This window comes from Streptomyces sp. NPDC033178 (assembly GCF_055577685.1).
Window position 1 is genome coordinate 208,689 of the sequence record NZ_JBVIPT010000007.1, and the last position, 19,146, is coordinate 227,834.

Genomic DNA, 19,146 nt, shown 5'->3' on the forward strand with positions numbered 1-19,146 from the left:
GGGGGGCGTCGGGGTCTTATGGCTCGTCGCGGCCGTCGTCACGCAGGTACCGCCTTCCTGCGGACGAGCCCGACCAGGAACGGCACGCCGATCAGCGCCGTCATCACGCCCGCCGGGACCTCGCTCGGCGGGAACAGCACCCGGCCGACGGTGTCCGAGACGAGCAGCATGGTCGGGCCGAGGAGCGCCGCGAGCGGCAGCACCCACCGGTGGGCGGGCCCCACGATCGCGCGGGCGATGTGCGGAACCGCAAGCCCGATGAAGGCGAGGGGCCCGGCCGCGGCGACCCCGACCCCGGTGAGGACGGTGGCCCCGAGCCCGCCGACGATCCGTACCGTCGCGACCCGCTGCCCCAGCCCCCGGGCGACGTCCTCGCCGAGCGCGAGCGCGTCGAGCCCGCGGGCCACCGACAGCACGAGCACGGCCCCGGCCAGCAGGAACGGCCACACCTGCCCGACGATCTCCGCGTCCCGCCCGGCCAGCGAGCCCACCTGCCAGAAGCGGAACTCGTCCAGCGCGGAGGCCTTGGTGGTGAGCACGGCGGTGGTGACCGACACGAGCAGCGCGTTGATGGCGGCCCCGCCCAGCGCGAGCTTCACCGGCGTCGCGCCGCCCCGCCCGCTGGACGCGATCGCGTACACCGCGACCGACGCGACGGCCGCGCCTGCGAAGGCGAACCACACATACCCCGTGAGCGTGTGGATCCCCGCGAACGCGATGGCGAGGACGACACCGACCGAGGCGCCCTGGCTGATACCGAGGATGCCGGGGTCGGCGATGGGGTTGCGGGTGATGCCCTGGAGGACCGTGCCCGCGAGCGCGAGTCCCGCGCCGACCATCAGGCCGATGAGGGTACGGGGGACGCGCAGGCCGCGTACGACTTCGGCGGCGTCGCTGTGGCCGCCGTTCAGCAGTGCGTCCAGGACCGCGGACGGGGGGACGGCGCGGGCGCCGACCGCCAGGCTGAACAGGATCGCCAGCAGCAGCGCCACGACGGCTGCCGCGAGGGCGGCGGCGCGTCTGGCTTGCATGGGCTGGTGCTCCGGGAGTGCGTGGCTGATGGCTGGCTGGTTTGGTAAGGCTTGGCTGAGTCTATGTGGCGGTTGTGGGGCGTCGGCCGCGGGCCGGTGGAGGGCTGGTCGCGCCCACGCGGCGGAGCCGCACATGTACACAGCCCCGCGCCCCTGTCGGGGCCGCTCATGCTCACCGGACCATCACAGGAGAGCCACCTTTGCTGGGCACAATGGTCCATATGACTTCTCGTGTGCTGACCGTCGGCTTCGATCTCGACATGACCCTCATTGACTCCCGGCCCGGTATCCACGCCTGCTACCAGGCACTTTCCGCGCGGACCGGGACGTACATCGATGCCGATCTGGCCGTCACGAGGCTCGGGCCGCCGCTCGCGGAGGAGCTGGTGAACTGGTTCCCGGCCGAGGAGGTCGAGGCCGTGGCGGACGTCTACCGGGAGATGTACCCCACACACGCCATCGCCGCGACGCCCGCCATGGCCGGTGCCCGCGAGGCCATGGCCGCGGTACGGGAAGCGGGCGGCCGGGCCATCGTCGTCACCGCCAAGTACGAGCCGAATGCCAAGCTGCATCTCAGCCACCTCGGTATCGAGCCCGACGCCGTCATCGGCGATCTGTGGGCCGAACGCAAGGCCGAGGCCCTGCGCGAGTACGACGCGGGCATCTACGTCGGCGACCACACCGGCGACGTACGAGGCGCCCGCACCGCGAACGCCCTGTCCGTAGCGGTGGCCACGGGCCCGTGCGACGCGCGGGAACTGCGCGCGGCGGGCGCGGACGTGGTCCTCACGGACCTGACGGGGTTCCCGAGTTGGCTGGTGGGATACGTGGGCGCGCCCCGATAGGGGCGCGGGGCTGTGTACATATGCGGCTCCGCCGCGTGGGCCCGACCAGCCACGAACTACCCGCGGTCGCAGGACGACCTCAGGTTCACGAACCCCCGCGCGCCTGCCGACGCCCACTGGCAATCGACTGGAACACCCCCGCCCCCGCAATCAGGAAGCCAACCCCCATCAACATGCTCAACCCGAACATGTACGTGGGAAAGGGCGTCGTACCCAGCAACAGTGGGGCAACGGTGACCAGTGTGGCCAAGGCGCCGACGAAGAACACGATGGCACCGGCACGGATCAGTCCGTCTCCGGTCGCGGCGGAATTCGTTTGGGTTTTGTCACGCACCCGACCAGGGTAGTTCCCTGCGCGGAGGAACAATCCGGCGACGTCTTGTCAGCAGCCGCCGGACCATTAGCCTTGGTACCGGCGGGTCCGACGACCCGCTGTAGTGCTATACGGACCCGTTTCCCGAGCAGTTTCAGCCGTAGTTTTCAGCCGCAGTTTCCCGACGAGTACGAGGACGAGGACAGACGTGCCTACCGGCAAGGTCAAGTGGTTCAACAGCGAGAAGGGCTTCGGCTTTCTCTCCCGCGACGACGGCGGCGACGTCTTCGTTCATTCCTCGGTCCTGCCCGCCGGAGTCGATGTTCTCAAGCCGGGTCAGCGCGTGGAGTTCGGCGTGGTCGCCGGACAGCGCGGTGACCAGGCGCTTTCGGTGACGATCCTGGACCCCACCCCGTCCGTCGCGGCCGCCCAGCGCCGTAAGCCGGACGAACTGGCGTCCATCGTGCAGGACTTGACGACGCTCCTCGAAAACATCACGCCCATGCTGGAAAGGGGCCGCTACCCCGACAAGGCCTCCGGCGCGAAGATCGCGGGCCTGCTCCGCGCGGTGGCGGACCAACTGGACGTCTAGGGACCTGCTTCGCAGACTCCCGGTACTGGGCATCTGCGCCCGCGCCCCTTCAGGGGAGCGGGCGCAGTTTTTCAGGGAAACGAAAGCGCGTCCGGCGCGAGAGCCGGCACCAGTCCCTCGGCCGCCGCGCGCGTCAACAGCCCCCGAACCGCCGCGTACCCGTCCTCGCCGAGGTCGGCCGTGAACTCGTTGACGTACAGCCCGATGTGCTGGTTCGCGACGGAGACGTCCATCTCCTGGGCGTGCTCCATGACGTACGCCCGCGACGCCTCGGGATCGTCCCAGGCGGCGCGCACCGACGTACGGGCGGACTCGGCGAGCAGCCGCAACGTGTCCTCGCCCAGCGACCGCTTGGCGATGATCGCGCCGAGCGGGATCGGCAGACCCGTCGTCGACTCCCAGTGCTCGCCCATGTCCGCGAGCTTGTGGAGCCCGTAGTTCTGGTAGGTGAAGCGCGCCTCGTGGATCACCAGGCCCGCGTCGACCTTGCCGTCCCGCACCGCCGGCATGATCTCGTGGAACGGCATGACGACGATCTCGCCGACCCCGCCGGGCACGGTGTCCGCGGCCCACAGGCGGAACAGCAGGTAGGCGGTCGACCTCTCGCTCGGCACGGCGACCGTGCGGCCGGTGAGGTCCACGCCGGGCTCCCGGGTCAGCACCAGCGGCCCGCAGCCCCGCCCCAGGGCGCCCCCGCAGGGCAGCAGGGCCCACTCGTCCAGGACGTACGGCAGGACGGCGTACGACACCTTCAGGACGTCGAACTCGCCGCGTTCCGCCATGCCGTTGGTGATGTCGATGTCCGCGAAGGTCACGTCCAGCGCGGGCGCCCCCGGGATCCGGCCATGTGCCCACGAGTCGAAGACGAAGGTGTCGTTCGGGCAGGGCGAGTACGCGATCCTCAGCGGCTCGGTGCCGCCGGAGCCGCCGGTGCCGGCATCGGCGTCGGTCTCGTTCTCATTGAGTGCGGTCATGTGGATTCCAACTCTCCAATGCGGGCGCGAGCTTCCCGAATGCCCCGGTGAGTGCCGCGAGGGCGTCCCCGATCCGCCAGGCGGCACGGTCGCGGGGCCCGACGGGGTTGGACACGGCACGGAGCTCCAGTACGGGCACACCGTGCGCGGCGGCCGCCTCCGCGACCCCGAACCCCTCCATCGCCTCGGCGAGCGCCCGTGGATGGCGCCGGCGCAGTTCGGCGGCGCGGCCGGCGCTTCCGGTCACGGTGTTGACGGTGAGAACAGCACCGGTACGCGCTCCGGTGACGGCCGCGACCGCTCGTACGAGTGATTCCGGCGGGCGGTGGGTGACGGCACCGAAGCCCAGTTCGGTGACCGGTACGAATCCGTCCGCGGTCTCGGCACCGAGATCCGCCGCGGTGATCTCGTCGGCGAGGACGAGCGACCCGACGGGCGCCCCGGGCTGGAAACCGCCCCCGATACCGGTGGAGACGACCAGGTCGTACGGCCCGGATGGACCCTGCGGCGGTTCGTTCAGGGCGGCTGCCGTGAGCGCGGCCGCGGTCGCGGCGGCGGCGGCCGCCGGGCCCACGCCCGCGGCGAGCAGATCGAAGACGGCGGGGCCGCCCTCCGCGGGCGTCACCCTGCTCAGGGTCGCCCCCGGAATCGCGTACTCCCGGGCCGGCGAGGGCGCGAACGCCGCGGCCACCGCGTCCCGTTCGACGAGGACCGCGGTGGCTACGAGGACACGCATGGGCGGCGGATCAGGCGGCTCAAGCGTCGGCGTTCTCGAGCTTGAAGTTCCAGACGCCCGCGAACTTCGAGTCGGCCTTGTTCTGCTGGACGATGCTGATGTTCAGCGTCTTCGGCGCGGGCTGGCCCTGCTGGCTCGCGAAGAGGTCGACGCCCTCGAAGGAGTAGTACGTCTTCTTGAACGGGTCGGTGACGCGCTGACCGTTGATCCACAGGGCCCAGCCCTCGTCCGCGATCTCCGGGTCGACGCCGATCCGCAGCGTCTCGCCCTGCGGGACGCTGATCGTGTCGGAGGCCTTCTTCTGGGCGCACTTGGTGGCTTCCGCGCGGCCGATGTTGTCGCCGTCCTTGTAGCACTCGGCCTCGGTGCTGACCGAGTCGTTGCCGATCGTGACGGTGGCCATCGGCGTCGGCTTGTCACAGGCGGACAGGACGAGAAGTCCGGCGGAAACGGCGCCTGCGGCGGCGACGGCGCGGCGACGGCGCGCAAGGGGACGCTGGGAGCTCATGCCCGAAGGCTATCGGGCGGCCCAGGCGCCCCACCTACGCGGGTGGGGTACGCGGCGCGCCGCGCCAGTTCCCCGCGCTCCGTGAGGGGCGGAGCCCCTCACGCCACCCGCGCGTGCTGCCGCCCCCCGCGGCGAGCCGCGGTCAGCAGCCCGCGGACCGTGGTGAGCCAGCCGGCGGCGACGATCCCGGCGGCCACGGACAGCCCCAGCGTGCCGTTGAGCGGAAGTGCGATGCCGATCGCCCCGCCGACCACCCAGGCCATCTGCAGGATGGTCTCCGAGCGGGCGAACGCGGACGTCCGGACCAGTTCCGGTACATCCCGCTGGATCAGCGCGTCCAGCGACAGCTTGGACAGTGCCTGCGCGAACCCGGCGAACGCGGCGAGTATCGCGACGAGGATCACCCCGAAGAACACCGCGGCCGTGATCGCGACCCCCAGCACCACCGCGATCACCGTCACGATGATCAGCTCCGGGGACCGGGTTCTCAGCGCCGCCCCGACCGCCGTGCCGAGCGCGTTGCCCGCGCCCGCCGAGACACCCACTATCCCCAGCGAGACCGCCGCGCTCGCACCGGCCAGCGGATGCTCGCGCAGCAGGAACGCGAGGAAGAAGATCAGGAACCCGGAGAGACAGCGCAGCGCCGCGTTCGCGGCGAGCGCGTGCGTGACCGCCGTGCCGACCGTGCGCAGCCCCGGGCGCTTCGGCGGTTTCAGGTGCGGCCCGTGCAGGTGCTGCTCGTCCGCGGCGAGCAGGGCCTTGTCCTCACCCTTGGCCGAGTCGACCTTGTGCGGGAGCTGGAACGACAGGAACGTACCCGCCACGAAGATCACGAAGGCGCCGTAGAGCGGATAGCGCGGCCCGAGCGCCTGCAGTCCGGCCCCGATCGGGGCGGCCGCACCGGTGGCGAGGAGGCCGCCGAGCGTGACCCGTGAGTTCGCCTTGACCAGGGAGAACGCGGGTGGCAGGAGCCGGGGCACCACGGCGCTTCTGACCACGCCGTACGCCTTCGACGCCACCAGGACGCCGAGGGCCGCCGGGTAGAGCTCGATGCTGCCCGTGACGACCGCGCTCGACAGCAGCAGGGCCATGAACGCGCGGGCGATGAACGCGCCCGCCATCGCGGCGCGGCGGCCGTGCGGAAGGCGGTCCAGGAGCGGCCCGATGACCGGGGCGAGGAGTGCGAACGGGGCCATCGTGATCGCGAGGTAGAGCGCCACGCGGCCGCGGGCCTCGTCCGTCGGCACCGAGAAGAAGACCGTGGAGGCGAGCGCGACGGTGATCATCATGTCGCCGGCGCCGTTCACCCCGTGCAGTTCGATCAGTTTGCCGAGGCCCGACTCGCCCGCGCCGTGCGCGTGTGTCGCCTTTCTGATGCCCCTGGCCGTCCCCGTGAACGGCAGGTGCAGGGCACGCCCGACGGAACGGACGGCCCCTCGCACCGGGCCCGATCCGCTCGTTTGTCCCGCCCCGGCCTCACCGATCCCGGTGGCACCATGGGGCGACCTTGCGGCTGCCACTCCGCAATAGTGCCCCGAGAACGGCGCATGTAGCGCGGTTACCGCGCGTATAGGGGCTGAGTGGACGCTGTGGGTTCGCCGCTCAGCGGCAGGTTTCGGGGGATTGTGGAGCTGCTCCGGATGGGCGGACGGGCGAGAATTGGCCACGGAGAGGCGAAGAACAGCCTGTCAAGTGGGCGGAACCGTCCATTGAGGAGCGGGCAAAGTACCCATCGCGGAGCCCGCAAAGGCCACGCCGAGGAGCGGCGAAGAGACCGCGGTGTAGGCCAGGCGCCGACGAGACGGTAGCGTGCGTAGCGCGCCCGCGGCGGTTGTTCTCGGCCGCGCGCCTCTCGGCCATCCCGCAGAATGGATGACGTAGGTGCGCCCGAGTGCGATCGGGCGCGGACGTCGACGCGGCCCTCCGGTCCGCTCCGTCCGCACCCCCGTCGAGGGACGGCGCACTCGTGAGACGGCGTAGGAGAGAAGCGATACCTGTGAGCGCGACAACGCGAAGCCGAACCCCCGACCGTCTGTGCGCCGAGGCCGTCGACCTCGCCCGGGCCGCCGCCGAGGAGGCCGCCGTGCCCGGCGTCGTCGGGGAGCACGCGGGGATGGTCAGCGAAGGGGACCGCGTCGTCACGCACTTCTTCGAGTGCAAGGACCTGGGCTATCGCGGGTGGCGCTGGGCGGTGACCGTGGCCCGGGCCTCGCGGGCGAAGCTCGTCACCCTCGACGAGACGGTTCTGCTGCCAGGACCGGACGCGCTGCAGGCACCCGAGTGGGTGCCGTGGAGCGAGCGGCTCCGGCCCGGGGACATGGGTCCGGGGGACCTCCTGCCCACGGACGCGGAGGATCTGCGCCTGGAGGCGGGGTTCTCCGGCGAGGACGAGCCCGCGCCGAACTCGCCGATCTCCGAGGAGATGGCCGAGCTCGTGGAGGCGGAGGACGCCGAGGTCACGGCCGGGACGCCGGCCACACTGCCCGCCGTACCGACCCGCGGGTCGATCGCCTCCGTCGCCGAGGAGCTCGGGATGCGGCGGGCGCGGGTGCTCTCGCGGTACGGGCTGCATGTCGCGGCCGACCGCTGGGAGGAGTCGTACGGGCCCAAGACCGCGATGGCCCAGGCCGCTCCCGCCACCTGCGTCAGCTGTGGCTTCCTGAATCCCATCGGGGGCTCGCTCGGGCAGGCGTTCGGTCTGTGCGCGAACGAGTTCTCGCCGGCGGACGGGCGTGTGGTGTCGCTGTCGTACGGGTGCGGTGGCCACTCGGAGGCCGCGGTCATGCCCAAACCGCCGCGTCCTGCTCCGCCGGTGATCGACGAGACCCGGGTGGACCCGTTCCCCCTGCGTCCGTCGCCGGACTCGGGGTCCGTGTCCGTCGGCCCGGACGAGTCCTCGGCGGAGTTCGGCCACTCCTAGGCTGCCCTCTGGCTGCCGCCGGCTCGCTTTGAGGTGCGGGGTGCCTGTGGCCTGGTGCGCAGTTCCCCGCGCCCCTGAGGTGGGTGGGGTCGGCGTGGGATGTCGGGTGCGGGTGAGTTTTGGCTGAGTGCGCAGTTCCCCGCGCCCCTAAAGACGAAAAGGCAGGGGCGCGGGGAACTGCGCGAGCAACCCCGACCGACCCGCGGTGAACCAAGCACATCAACACCCACCCACCTCAGGGGCGCGGGGAACTGCGCGACCAGCACACCGGCCCGCGGTGAACCCACGACATCAGCCACCCCACCCACCTCAGGGGTGCGAGGAACTGCGCGGCCAGCCACAGCCCCACCCACCTCACCCGCGGAGCCCCCCGCAGGGGACCACGCGGTACCTTCGTGCCGCGACCGAGCCACCGCGTGCGGCCGTACGACGTAAGGGAGAGTAACCGTGAGCAAGTTCGTGCGGCCGGCTGCCGAGGGCGCGGACCCGTTCGGGACGGCGCGGCTCCGGCGCGGGGTGCTGGACGCCTGGGCGACGAGCCCGGCCCGGTTCCGCGAGGACGCCAACGCCGAGGAGGACCTGGTTCTCGGCGGCTACCGCGACCGGCTGGTGGTCGAGCTCGCGCAGAACGCCGCCGACGCCGCCGCCCGGGCCGGAGCACCCGGCAGGCTCAGGCTCACCCTCCGCGACGGCGTCCTCGTCGCCGCCAACACCGGCGCCCCGCTGGACGCGACGGGCGTCGAGTCCCTCTCCACGCTGCGCGCCTCCGCCAAGCGGGACGACCACGACAGTGCGGTCGGCCGCTTCGGCGTCGGCTTCGCGGCCGTGCTCGCCGTGACCGACGAACCCGCCCTCGTGGGACGGCACGGAGGCGTCCGCTGGTCTCTCGTCGAGGCCCGCGAACTCGCCACCGACATCGCCCGCCACAGCCCCGGGCTCGGCGACGAACTGCGGCGCCGCGACGGTCATGTGCCGCTGCTCAGGCTGCCGTTCGCGGCCGAGGGCACCGCCCCGGACTCGTACGACAGCGTCGTGATCCTGCCGCTGCGGGACGCGGCGGCCGAGGATCTCGCCGAGCGGCTCCTCGGGGGCGTCGACGACGCGCTGCTGCTGGCCCTGCCCGGACTGACGGAAGTCGTCGTCGAGGCCCGGGACGGGAGCGTACGGACCATCCGGCGCCGCGCCGACGCGGAGAGCGGCGATGTGGTCGTCGAGGACTCCCGCGACGGCACGACCCGCTGGCGTACCGTCTCCGCGCACGGCGCCCTGGAGCCCGCGCTGCTCGCCGACCGGCCCGTCGAGGAGCGGCTGCGCCCCCACTGGTCGGTCACCTGGGCCGTCCCGGTCGACGCCGACGGGACCCTGGCCAGGCCCCGCACCAGCCCTGTCGTGCACGCGCCCACGCCCAGCGACGAACCCCTCGGCGTGCCCGCGCTGCTCATCGCCTCGCTCCCGCTCGACACCACCCGCCGGCACGCCGCCCCCGGCCCGCTGACCGACTTCCTGATGCAGCGCGCGGCGGACGCGTACGCCGAACTGCTGGCCGACTGGCGGCCGGTGACCACCGGGATCATCGGCCTCGTGCCGGGCTCGCTCGGCAAGGGCGAGCTCGACGGGACCCTGCGTCAGGCGATCCTCGACCGGCTGCCGCGTACCGCCTTCCTGCCGCCCGCTGTCGAGCCGACCGGCGACGAGGACGAGGACTCCGACCTCCCGGAGTCCCTGCGCCCCCGTGACGCCGAGGTGGTGGAGGGGGCGGGCGCCGAGACCGTGCAGGTCCTCGCCGAGGTGCTGCCCAGCCTGCTGCCCGCCGGGCTCGAACGGCGGGCGGAACTGCGGACGTTGGGCGTCGCCCGTGTGCCGCTGACCGAGGCGATCGACCGGCTGGCCGGACTGGAGAAGGACCCCGAGTGGTGGCGGCGGCTCTACGACAGCCTGGCCGGCGTCGACCCGGACCGGCTCACCGGGCTTCCCGTGCCGCTCGCGGACGGGCGTACGACGATCGGGCCCCGGCAGGTCCTGCTGCCCGCCGCGGACGGCGAGCGGGCCGCCCCGGAGGCCCTGGTGCGCCTCGCCCGCCTCGGCCTCAAGGTCGCCCACCCGGACGCCGCACATCCGCTCCTGGAGAAGCTGGGCGCCCTGCCCGCCACCCCGCGTGCCGTCCTCACCACCCCGCAGGTCCGCGCGGCCGTCGCCGCCTCCCTCGACGACGACGGCGGAGCCTGGGACGAGGACGCCCCGGACGCCGAGGAACTGGCCGACACGGTCCTCGCGCTCGTCCGCGACGCGCGCCTCGAACCCGGCGACGAACCCTGGCTCGGCGCCCTCGCCCTCCCCGACGAGGAGGGCGAACTCGCCCCGGCCGGCGAACTCGTCCTCCCCGGCAGCCCGTTCGCCCAGGTGATGCGCGAGGACGAACTCGCCTCCGTGGACACCGAGTTGGCCGAGCGCTGGGGCGAACAGCCGCTCGCCGCCTGCGGGGTGCTGGCCAACTTCACCCTCGTACGCGCCACGGACGTGGTCCTCGACCCCGACGAACTTGAGCCGCGGGAAGGGGAGTTCGCCGAGCCCGACGACGCGGGGCTCCTCGACGCCGTGGACGTGTGGTGCGAGGACGTCCTGGACCGGCTGCCCGACTCGCCGGTGCCGCCCGTCGCCACGGAGCTCGTCGCCGTACGGGACCTCGACCTGGTGGACGAGGACCGCTGGCCCGAGGCCCTCGCCCTGCTCTCCCGGCCGCCGCTGCGGGACGCCCTCACCCAGCCGGTCCGGATCCTGCTGCCCGACGGAACGCACGAGATCGTCCGGCCGTACACCGCCTGGTGGCTGCGCGGGAACCCGGTCCTCGACGGCCGCCGTCCGGCCGGCCTGCGCGCCGAGGGCGGCGACCCGCTCCTGCACGGCCTGTACGACGCCGCCGACGCCACCGGCTTCAACGACGAGCAGGTCCTGCGGGCCCTCGGCGTCCGCACCTCCGTCGCCGCCCTCCTCGCCGAACCGGGCGGCGCCGCGGAGCTCCTCGACCGCCTCGCCGACCCCGACCGCGAGGTCACCTCCGCCCAACTGCACGCCCTCTACAGCGCGTTGGCCGACCTCGACCCCGAACAGGTCACCCTGCCGGACGAGTTGCGGGCCGTGGTGGACGGCCGGGTGACCGTCGTGGACGCGGCCGACGCCGTGGTCGTCGACTCGCCCGACCTGCTGCCCTTCACCGCCGGCACCCCGCTGCTCCCCGTCCGCCCGTCCCGCGCCGCCGACCTCGCCGAGCTGTTCCAGGTCCGGCGGCTGAGTGAGTCCGTGACCGGCGAGGTCACGAGCGAGGGCGTCGAACACGACGTCCCGGAGTCCGTACGGGTCCTGCTGGGCCCCTCGACCCCCACGACGTACGTCGAGCACGAGGAGCTCTTCGTCGACGGCACCGAACTCGACTGGCGCCGCACCCGCGACGGCGTGCTGCACGCCGCCACTGTGGAGGGCGTCGCCGCGGGCCTCGCCTGGGCGGCCGGCCAGTGGCCACGCCGCTTCGAGGTCGGCGCCCTGCTGGAGGACCCGTCCAGGACGGAGGAACTGGCACGGGACCGCTGGTTCGACTGAGGGGACCTGGGGCCGGAGGTTCGGCAGACGCGCTCCGGCCCGGAGGTTCGGCAGACGGGCTCCGGGCCGGAGGTTCGGCAGGGGCGCCCGGGGCCACTGATGTGATCTGGGCAACATAGGCACCAGAAGTTCACAACTCGTACAACCATTCGTTCCCTTCGTGGATCTGATCACCGCGAGCCCTCGGGCTCCGCAGTCTCAATGACCGGACCTCGCGTGACATGGCTTCGCCGCGAGGTCCCTCTCCACGTGGGGAACGCATGCGCATACGTGCCACCCTGGGCGTCGTCACCGGTGCCCTGGCCCTGTCCGTCCTCGCCGTGCCGGCCGCCCAGGCCGACGACTCGGCGGGCGACACCAAGATCTCGAACGTCGTGGTCAACGGCGGCAAGGACGTCGTCGGCGGCGCGACCGGGAAGAAGACCTTCACGGTCTCCTTCACCGCCACGGACGACTCGGGCATCGACTGGGCCCAGGCGATCCTGTACCACGGCGCGGACATCGAGTCGTCCGACAGCGGCGCCGTCGCCAACAGCAGCGACCTCCGCGCCACCTGCGCCGAGGTCAACGCCACGACCTCGACCTGCAAGTCGAGCTTCACCCTTGAGTCCGGCGCCAACCTGATCAACTCGGTGGCCGGCGGCTGGAAGGTCTGGGCGCTCGCCGCGGGCGTCGACGCCGACTATGTCCAGAAGGACAACGCCAAGGGCTTCAAGGTCAAGCGCGCCTCCAAGCTGACCGTCAACGCCTCGCCGGAGCCCGTGAAGAAGGGCAGGACCATCACGGTCAAGGGCAACCTGACCCGTGCCAACTGGGACACGGGCAGGTACGCGGGCTACACCTCCCAGTCGGTGAAGCTCCAGTTCAAGAAGAAGGGCACGACGACCTACAAGGACGTCAAGTCGGTCAGGTCCGGTTCGGCCGGTGCCCTGAAGACCACGGTCACGGCCTCGGTCGACGGCTACTACCGCTACAACTTCGCGGGCACGACGACGACTCCGGCGGTCGCGGCCGCGGGTGACCTCATCGACGTGCAGTAGGCCCCTCGGGTGTGTCGGGGTGAGTGGTGAAGATGACCTTGGTCACGCGTACGCAAAAGATTCACCTCGCGTACAACCATTCACCCCCGTCACGCATCTGATCACTCGGGTCAACAGACTCTTGATCACTTCGGCCCCGACGTGAGGACGAATGCCGTCCGGGGCCCTTTCTCCATCAGGGGAACGCATGCGCATACGTGCCACCGTGGCCGCCGTCACCGGCGCCCTGGCTCTCTCCGCCTTCGCTGTTCCGGCCGCTCAGGCCGACGACTCCGCCATCTCGCGCGCGGACGTCGCGAAGGTGCTCGACTCCGCCCACGCCGCCTCCGGCAAGAGCGGCACCCGTATCGCCGCCGCCGAGGCCGACGCGCCGTACGTCCTGGACGCGAGCTTCTCGGACGTGAAGATCAACGGCGGCAAGGCGATCGTCGCCGGCACCAGCAAGCACGTCACCGTCCCGACGACCTTCACGCTGACGCACGCCGCCGACGTCGACATCGCCGCGGCCGACTTCGTCGTCGACCTGGAGGTCTACCGCGGTTCCTACGAGTCGCCGGACAACTACCTGTTCGGTGACCTCTACCCGACCTGCACGCCGGTCTCCACCACCGTCGCGTCCTGCAAGGGCACCATCGACGTCCGTCCGGGCGACGGCGAGCTCCTCAACTCCGACGCCGGTACGTGGAACGCCAACGCCTACGCCGTCGCCTTCAACGGCCAGGACCCGACCGCCGAAGACTTCGACGTCACCAAGGTCGGTGTCGCCGAGGCCGCCAAGGTCGGCACCACCAAGGTCCAGCGCTTCTCGAAGCTGACGGTCAACGCCTCGCCGGAGCCCGTGAAGAAGGGCAAGACCATCACGGTCAAGGGCAACCTGACGCGTGCCAACTGGGAGACCAACAAGTACGCGGGCTACACCGTCCAGTCGGTGAAGCTGCAGTTCAAGAAGAAGGGCACGTCCACCTACGTGGACGTCAAGACGGTCAAGTCCGGTACGGCCGGCGCCCTGAAGACCACCGTCAAGGCTGCCGCCGACGGTTACTTCCGCTACAACTTCGCGGGCACGACGACCACTCCGGCCGTCAAGGCCGCGGGCGACTTCGTCGACGTGAACTAGCCCCTCTCGCTTGCCAACCACTGGCCCCACGCCTCGACGGGCGTGGGGCCAGCGGCGTCAACACACCCCCGCCACCCCCGGCCCCGAGCGGAGCGCTCACGCGGGGAACTTCCGGTCGACCCACCTCCACACGAACTCCAGTGACGCCGAGGCCACCACCGCGATGCCGACGGCAGTCCACGGCATGGTCGTTCCGACCAGCTTCAGCGCGAAGAACTCCTGGAGCCACGGCACGACGAGCACGATCACGAACCCGAGCCCCATCGCGGCGACGAGCCCCACCCGCCACCACGTGTAGGGCCGCGCGATGATCGCAAGGACCCACATCGCGATCAGGAACAAGGTCAACGTCGCCGCACTGGTCTCCGCGTCCAACGCCCCTTCGCCCGTGTAGTGGTGACGAGCGATCAGATACGTGGCGAACGTGGCGACCGCCGCGACGACCCCGCCCGGAATCGAGTACCGCATCACCCGCCGCACGAAGTGCGGCCGGGCCCGCTCCTTGTTGGGCGCCAGGGCCAGGAAGAACGCCGGCACACCGATCGTCAGCGTCGACAACAGGGTCAAGTGCCGGGGCAGGAACGGGTACTCGACCTGCGAGCAGACCACCATCACCGCGAGCAGCACCGAGTACACGGTCTTGACCAGGAACAACGTCGCGACCCGAGTGATGTTCCCGATGACCCGCCGCCCCTCGGCGACGACGGACGGCAGAGTCGCGAAGCTGTTGTTCAGCAGCACGATCTGGGCGACGGCCCGGGTGGCCTCCGACCCGGACCCCATCGCGACCCCGATGTCGGCGTCCTTCAGGGCGAGCACGTCGTTGACGCCGTCACCCGTCATCGCGACCGTGTGGCCGTGCGACTGGAGCGCCCCCACCATGTCCCGCTTCTGCTGGGGAGTGACCCGCCCGAACACCGTCCCCTCGTCCAGCGCCCTGGCCATCTCGGCCTTCTCGGTGGGCAGCCGCCGCGCGTCGACCGTGGCGGAGGCTCCGGGCAGCCCGAGCTTGGCGGCGACCGCGCCGACCGACACCGCGTTGTCGCCGGAGATCACCTTGGCCCGTACGTCCTGCTCCTCGAAGTACCGCAGGGTGTCCGCCGCGTCGGGCCGCAGCCGCTGCTCCAGGACGACGAGCGCGGTCGGCCGGGCGCCCTCCTGGACCCGCGGGTCGTCGAGGTCCTTGTCGGCGCGGGCCAGCAGCAGCACCCGCAGCCCCTGCTCGTTGAGGTGCTCGGTCTCGGCGAGCGCCGGGTCCTCGGACGGCAGCAGCACGTCCGGGGCACCCAGCAGCCACGTACTCGACCCGCCGTCGCCCTCGCTGAAGGTCGCCCCGCTGTACTTGCGCGCGGAGGAGAAGGGCAGCGACTCGACGCAGCGCCAGCCCTCGCCGTCCGGGTAGGCGTCGATGATGGCCTGGAGCGAGGCGTTCGGCCGCGGGTCCGACTCGCCGAGGGCGCCCAGCACCTTCCGTACGTACGGCTCGTCGCTGCCGTTGAGGGGGCGCAGCTCGGTGACGTCCATGCCGCCCTCGGTCAGCGTGCCCGTCTTGTCGAGGCAGACCGTGTCGACGCGGGCGAGGCCCTCGATGGCCGGGAGTTCCTGGACGAGGCACTGTTTCCGGCCAAGCCGGATCACCCCGATCGCGAAGGCGACGGAGGTGAGGAGGACCAGCCCCTCCGGGACCATGGGCACGATGCCGCCGACGGCCCGCGCGATCGAGTCCTTGAAGTCGTCGTTCTTGACGACGAGTTGGGTGATGGCCAGGCCGATCGCGGCCGGGATCATCATCCACGTCACGTACTTGAGGATCGTGGAGATACCGGTCCGCAGCTCGGAGTGGACGAGGGTGAAGCGGCTCGCCTCCTCGGCGAGCTGCGCCGCGTACGCCTCGCGGCCCACCTTCGTCGCGGTGAACGCGCCGCCGCCCGCCACCACGAAGCTGCCCGACATCACCTGGTCACCGGGCTGTTTGACGACCGGGTCCGCCTCACCGGTGAGCAGCGACTCGTCGATCTCCAGGCCGTCGGCCTCGACGCACTCGCCGTCCACGACGATCTTGTCGCCCGGCCCGATCTCGATCAGGTCCCCGAGCACGATCTCGGAGGTGCCGACCTCGGCGGCGACCCCGTCCCTGCGGACGGTCGGCCGCGCCTCGCCGATCACCGCCAGCGAGTCCAGCGTCTTCTTCGCGCGCAGCTCCTGGATGATGCCGATCCCGGTGTTCGCGAGGATCACATAGCCGAACAGGCTGTCCTGGAACGGCGCGACGAACATCATGATCAGCCAGAGCACGCCGATGATCGCGTTGAACCGGGTGAAGACGTTCGCCCGGACGATGTCGGCCGTGGAGCGACTGCTGCGCACGGGTACGTCGTTGACCTCGCCCCGCGCCACCCGCTCGGCGACCTCGGCCGCGGTGAGGCCCACCGCCCTCGCGGCGGGGGTGGGTACGGGTGTGGGATGCACAGGGTCGAGTTCGGCACCCGCGTCGATGTGCGTCATGCATCCGACGGTACGGGTGGATATACGGCTTCACCCGCCGAGTGCGGCAAAGATCCGACCAGGGGAGGAGCCGGAATGGTTCCGTGGTTGTACGCGCCCGCGCGGTGCGGTTGTCCGCCCGTAGGCCGGTGGGGGTTGCTCGCGTGGTTCCCCGCGCCCCCTACGGGGTCGGCTCCTGCGCCGCCTCGTCCCTCTTCAGCGCCGCTTCGCGGCCCCGCACGTACCAGATGCCGATCAGGCCGAGGCCCGCGCCGGCCAGGCAGGTCCAGAGCCACCACAGGTGTCCGTGGTCGTCGAACCAGTTGTAGAAGGGCAGCTGTGCCAGGAAGAGGACGAACCAGAGGATCGTGCCACCCGTGATGGTGGCGACCACGGGACCCTCCAGGGGCTCCGGCGCCTCGTGTTTCGGGGATCCCGAAAAAAACCCAGCCATGGGGGACAGCTTACGAGGTGATCAGGACCATGCGCGGGCGGTCATGTCTACGCGCGGAGATAGCGCTCTCCGTGACGTATGTTCATACTGAAACTGTTTGCTTCTGGCCACTTCCGTTCGTATGAAACGCCACATCACGAGACGCCACATGGACATCGGGGATGTCCGCCGGCGATGAGGTCCCCGCATGCCCACCTCGGCCCCCGCCAAGGCCTCCGCGCCCAAGCAGCCGGACCCCCGGTCCGGCTCCGGCGCACTCGACCGCTACTTCCGGATCTCGGAGCGCGGCAGCACGCTGTCGCGCGAGATCCGCGGCGGTTTCGCCACCTTCTTCGCGATGGCCTACATCATCGTGCTGAACCCGATCATCCTGGGCAGCGCGAAGGACATGTACGGACACCAGCTGGACAACGGCCAGCTGGTCACCGCGACCGCGCTGACGGCGGCGTTCACCACGCTCCTGATGGGCGTCATCGGCAACGTACCGATCGCGCTCGCCGCCGGTCTCGGCGTGAACACCGTCGTCGCGCTCCAGCTCGCGCCCCGGATGTCCTGGCCGGACGCCATGGGCATGGTGGTGCTCGCCGGGTTCGTGGTGATGCTGCTCGTCGCCACCGGTCTGCGTGAGCGCGTGATGAACGCCGTGCCCCTCGGCCTGCGCAAGGGCATCGCGATCGGTATCGGCCTGTTCATCATGCTGATCGGGCTCGTCGACTCGGGCTTCGTCTCGCGCATCCCGGACGCCGCACAGACCACCGTGCCGTTGCAGCTCGGCGGGACCGGTCACCTCGACGGCTGGCCCGTACTCGTCTTCGTGCTCGGCACGCTCCTCACGCTCGCGCTCATCGTGCGCAAGGTGCCGGGCGCGATCCTGATCTCGATCGTCGCCATGACCGTCGTCGCGCTCGTCATCAACGCCGTCGCCACGGTGCCCTCCTGGGGTCTGACCACCCCGAAGTGGCCCGGCAGCCCGGTCGCGAGCCCCGACTTCGGGCTCGTCGGGCAGGTCAGCCTCTTCGGCGGCTTCGGCAAGGTCGGCGTACTGACCGGTGTGCTGTTCGTCTTCACCGTGCTGCTCTCGTGCTTCTTCGACGCGATGGGCACGATCATGGGCATCGGCGACGAGGCGAAGCTGACCGACGAGGACGGCAACATGCCGGGCATCAACAAGGTGCTCTTCGTCGACGGCATCGCGGTCGCCGCCGGTGGCGCCACCTCGTCCTCCGCCACCACCTGCTTCGTGGAGTCCACGGCGGGCGTCGGCGAGGGCGCGCGCACCGGTTTCGCGAACGTCGTCACCGGCGCGCTCTTCGGTGCCGCGCTCTTCCTGACCCCCGTCGCCGCGATGGTCCCGTCCCAGGCCGCCACGCCCGCGCTGCTCGCGGTCGGCTTCCTGATCATGTCCGGCTCGATCCGCCAGATCGACTGGGCCGACCACACCATCGCGATCCCGGCGTTCGTGACGATGCTGATGATGCCGTTCACGTACTCGATCACGAACGGCATCGGCATGGGCTTCATCACGTTCGTCGTGCTGCGGCTGGCGGCCGGGCGCGGGCGGGACGTACCGGTCGCGATGTACGTGGTGTCGGCGGTGTTCGTCTTCTACTACCTGATGCCGGCGCTGGGTCTGACCTGAGGCCTGAGGCCTGAGGCCTCAATCCCGACCCGCCGCGGGGCTCACGTGACCCCGCAGGGCAATCAGGCTCTCGGGCTCACGTGACCCCGTAGAACTTTTCCGTCTCCTCGACCGCGGTCTGGAACCGTTCGTCGAAGTCGTCGCGCACGAGCGTCCGGACGACGTAGTCCTGGACGCTCATTCCCCGTTTGGCCGCATGGTGCCGGAGCCGATCGAGCAGCTCCCCGTCTATCCGCAGGCTGAGCACACTGGTCCCCATGCGGTCGAGGGTTGCCGCATCCGGCCACCCGTCGGGTCACTTTCCGGAGCTGTCTCACTCGTATGAGTGATGAAATGCGTCAGTGGCCCGTTTCACGGGCATCAGGCGTGCACTCGGGTGGTCTTTAGCGAGAGTAATGAGTTATTCTAAGGAACATGCCTGACCTGACCCATGGCGACGACGTTGCCGCCGTGAACTCCCTGCGATCCGCCGTGATGCGCCTGTCGCGTCGACTCAAGCACCAGCGGGTCGACGAGTCGCTGAGCCCGACCGAGATGTCGGTGCTCGGCACCCTCGCCCGCTGCGGCACGGCCACCCCGGGCGAGCTCGCCCGCAAGGAGCATGTGCAGCCGCCCTCCATGACCCGCATCGTGGCGCTCCTCGAAGCCAAGGGCCTGGTCAAGCTGGAGCCGCATCCCGAGGACCGGCGCCAGAAGGTCGTCACGCAGACCGAGCGGGCCGAGGCCATGCTCGACGAGAGCCGCCGCAAGCGGAACGCGTGGCTGGCCTCCCTGGTCGAGGGCCTCGACGAGGACGACTGGGCGAAGCTCCGCGAGGCCGCCCCCGTCCTGGAGAAGCTCGCGCATCTGTAACCGCGCGCACCCGCACGCCGCGCGCACCGAACCCACCCCCGTCCAAG

Annotated in this window: 17 protein-coding genes; 8 read left to right on the top strand and 9 right to left on the bottom strand. The window is 71.0% G+C overall.

Annotated features, from left to right (window positions below; translation table 11 throughout):
• Nucleotides 1-38 precede the first annotated feature (38 nt).
• On the bottom strand, nt 39-1,031 hold the full coding sequence (locus ACZ5VQ_RS19485; protein ID WP_362084196.1) for a FecCD family ABC transporter permease: 993 nt from the start codon (nt 1,029-1,031) through the stop codon (nt 39-41).
• Nucleotides 1,032-1,243: 212 nt separating this feature from the next.
• On the opposite strand from ACZ5VQ_RS19485, the gene ACZ5VQ_RS19490 reads away from it, so the two are divergent.
• Nucleotides 1,244-1,876, top strand: a complete 633-nt coding sequence (locus ACZ5VQ_RS19490; RefSeq protein WP_469105963.1) for an HAD family hydrolase — start codon at nt 1,244-1,246, stop codon at nt 1,874-1,876.
• An 85-nt stretch (nt 1,877-1,961) separates the two neighbouring features.
• On the opposite strand, the gene ACZ5VQ_RS19495 is transcribed toward ACZ5VQ_RS19490, so the two are convergent.
• The gene (locus ACZ5VQ_RS19495; protein WP_362084190.1) at nt 1,962-2,210 is read right to left on the bottom strand and encodes a hypothetical protein; all 249 of its coding nucleotides are present in this window, start codon (nt 2,208-2,210) and stop codon (nt 1,962-1,964) included.
• Nucleotides 2,211-2,397: 187 nt separating this feature from the next.
• On the opposite strand from ACZ5VQ_RS19495, the gene ACZ5VQ_RS19500 reads away from it, so the two are divergent.
• Complete coding sequence (locus tag ACZ5VQ_RS19500) at nt 2,398-2,781, top strand: cold-shock protein (protein WP_055610283.1); 384 nt, start codon at nt 2,398-2,400, stop codon at nt 2,779-2,781.
• A gap of 71 nt (nt 2,782-2,852) precedes the next feature.
• Here the strand turns inward: ACZ5VQ_RS19500 and ACZ5VQ_RS19505 are convergent, their stop codons facing one another.
• From ACZ5VQ_RS19505 to ACZ5VQ_RS19520, 4 genes are all read right to left on the bottom strand, one after another.
• Nucleotides 2,853-3,755 carry a 1,4-dihydroxy-6-naphthoate synthase gene (locus tag ACZ5VQ_RS19505; RefSeq protein ID WP_469105964.1) on the bottom strand — a complete coding sequence of 301 codons (903 nt, stop codon included), beginning with the start codon at nt 3,753-3,755 and terminating at the stop codon, nt 2,853-2,855.
• On the bottom strand, nt 3,739-4,491 hold the full coding sequence (locus ACZ5VQ_RS19510) for a futalosine hydrolase (RefSeq protein WP_469105965.1): 753 nt from the start codon (nt 4,489-4,491) through the stop codon (nt 3,739-3,741). Before ACZ5VQ_RS19510 ends, ACZ5VQ_RS19505 begins: the two co-directional genes overlap by 17 nt.
• A 19-nt stretch (nt 4,492-4,510) precedes the next feature.
• Entirely contained in the window at nt 4,511-4,999 is a 489-nt protein-coding gene (locus ACZ5VQ_RS19515; RefSeq protein ID WP_469105966.1) for a hypothetical protein, read from the bottom strand.
• A gap of 98 nt (nt 5,000-5,097) precedes the next feature.
• Nucleotides 5,098-6,519: an MFS transporter gene (locus ACZ5VQ_RS19520; RefSeq protein ID WP_469105967.1), complete on the bottom strand. Its 1,422-nt coding sequence runs from the start codon at nt 6,517-6,519 to the stop codon at nt 5,098-5,100.
• Nucleotides 6,520-6,995: 476 nt separating this feature from the next.
• On the opposite strand from ACZ5VQ_RS19520, the gene ACZ5VQ_RS19525 reads away from it, so the two are divergent.
• The 4 genes from ACZ5VQ_RS19525 (at nt 6,996) to ACZ5VQ_RS19540 (ending at nt 13,670) form a co-directional block, all read left to right on the top strand.
• Entirely contained in the window at nt 6,996-7,919 is a 924-nt protein-coding gene (locus ACZ5VQ_RS19525; RefSeq protein ID WP_469105968.1) for a DUF3027 domain-containing protein, read from the top strand.
• Nucleotides 7,920-8,366: 447 nt separating this feature from the next.
• Nucleotides 8,367-11,513, top strand: a complete 3,147-nt coding sequence (locus ACZ5VQ_RS19530; protein WP_469105969.1) for a sacsin N-terminal ATP-binding-like domain-containing protein — start codon at nt 8,367-8,369, stop codon at nt 11,511-11,513.
• A gap of 260 nt (nt 11,514-11,773) precedes the next feature.
• Nucleotides 11,774-12,553 (top strand): calcium-binding protein, encoded by a 780-nt coding sequence (locus ACZ5VQ_RS19535; RefSeq protein WP_469105970.1) that lies wholly within the window; start codon nt 11,774-11,776, stop codon nt 12,551-12,553.
• 187 nt (nt 12,554-12,740) lie between these two features.
• Nucleotides 12,741-13,670: a hypothetical protein gene (locus tag ACZ5VQ_RS19540; RefSeq protein ID WP_469105971.1), complete on the top strand. Its 930-nt coding sequence runs from the start codon at nt 12,741-12,743 to the stop codon at nt 13,668-13,670.
• 96 nt (nt 13,671-13,766) lie between these two features.
• Here ACZ5VQ_RS19540 and ACZ5VQ_RS19545 read toward each other — a convergent pair whose 3' ends face one another.
• Both ACZ5VQ_RS19545 and ACZ5VQ_RS19550 read right to left on the bottom strand, forming a co-directional pair.
• The gene (locus ACZ5VQ_RS19545; protein ID WP_469105972.1) at nt 13,767-16,175 is read right to left on the bottom strand and encodes an HAD-IC family P-type ATPase; all 2,409 of its coding nucleotides are present in this window, start codon (nt 16,173-16,175) and stop codon (nt 13,767-13,769) included.
• Between the two features lie 160 nt (nt 16,176-16,335).
• Entirely contained in the window at nt 16,336-16,608 is a 273-nt protein-coding gene (locus ACZ5VQ_RS19550) for a DUF2530 domain-containing protein (protein ID WP_362084161.1), read from the bottom strand.
• 187 nt (nt 16,609-16,795) lie between these two features.
• Here ACZ5VQ_RS19550 and ACZ5VQ_RS19555 point away from each other — a divergent pair, with 187 nt between their 5' ends.
• Nucleotides 16,796-18,247 carry an NCS2 family permease gene (locus ACZ5VQ_RS19555; protein ID WP_469105973.1) on the top strand — a complete coding sequence of 484 codons (1,452 nt, stop codon included), beginning with the start codon at nt 16,796-16,798 and terminating at the stop codon, nt 18,245-18,247.
• 76 nt (nt 18,248-18,323) lie between these two features.
• On the opposite strand, the gene ACZ5VQ_RS19560 is transcribed toward ACZ5VQ_RS19555, so the two are convergent.
• A complete protein-coding gene (locus ACZ5VQ_RS19560; RefSeq protein WP_055616674.1) occupies nt 18,324-18,506 on the bottom strand; it encodes a hypothetical protein in 183 nt (60 codons plus the stop codon).
• Between the two features lie 155 nt (nt 18,507-18,661).
• Here ACZ5VQ_RS19560 and ACZ5VQ_RS19565 point away from each other — a divergent pair, with 155 nt between their 5' ends.
• A complete protein-coding gene (locus ACZ5VQ_RS19565; protein WP_362084156.1) occupies nt 18,662-19,099 on the top strand; it encodes a MarR family winged helix-turn-helix transcriptional regulator in 438 nt (145 codons plus the stop codon).
• The last annotated feature ends 47 nt before the right edge of the window (nt 19,100-19,146 follow it).

Coding starts and splice junctions, on each gene's coding strand:
- ACZ5VQ_RS19485 (WP_362084196.1), bottom strand. CDS start 1,031: ATGCAAGCCAGACGCGCCGCCGCCCTCGCGGCAGCCGTCGTGGCGCTG.
- ACZ5VQ_RS19490 (WP_469105963.1), top strand. CDS start 1,244: ATGGTCCATATGACTTCTCGTGTGCTGACCGTCGGCTTCGATCTCGAC.
- ACZ5VQ_RS19505 (WP_469105964.1), bottom strand. CDS start 3,755: ATGACCGCACTCAATGAGAACGAGACCGACGCCGATGCCGGCACCGGC.
- ACZ5VQ_RS19510 (WP_469105965.1), bottom strand. CDS start 4,491: ATGCGTGTCCTCGTAGCCACCGCGGTCCTCGTCGAACGGGACGCGGTG.
- ACZ5VQ_RS19515 (WP_469105966.1), bottom strand. CDS start 4,999: ATGAGCTCCCAGCGTCCCCTTGCGCGCCGTCGCCGCGCCGTCGCCGCC.
- ACZ5VQ_RS19535 (WP_469105970.1), top strand. CDS start 11,774: ATGCGCATACGTGCCACCCTGGGCGTCGTCACCGGTGCCCTGGCCCTG.
- ACZ5VQ_RS19540 (WP_469105971.1), top strand. CDS start 12,741: ATGCGCATACGTGCCACCGTGGCCGCCGTCACCGGCGCCCTGGCTCTC.
- ACZ5VQ_RS19545 (WP_469105972.1), bottom strand. CDS start 16,175: ATGACGCACATCGACGCGGGTGCCGAACTCGACCCTGTGCATCCCACA.
- ACZ5VQ_RS19550 (WP_362084161.1), bottom strand. CDS start 16,608: ATGGCTGGGTTTTTTTCGGGATCCCCGAAACACGAGGCGCCGGAGCCC.
- ACZ5VQ_RS19555 (WP_469105973.1), top strand. CDS start 16,796: ATGCCCACCTCGGCCCCCGCCAAGGCCTCCGCGCCCAAGCAGCCGGAC.
- ACZ5VQ_RS19560 (WP_055616674.1), bottom strand. CDS start 18,506: ATGGGGACCAGTGTGCTCAGCCTGCGGATAGACGGGGAGCTGCTCGAT.
- ACZ5VQ_RS19565 (WP_362084156.1), top strand. CDS start 18,662: ATGCCTGACCTGACCCATGGCGACGACGTTGCCGCCGTGAACTCCCTG.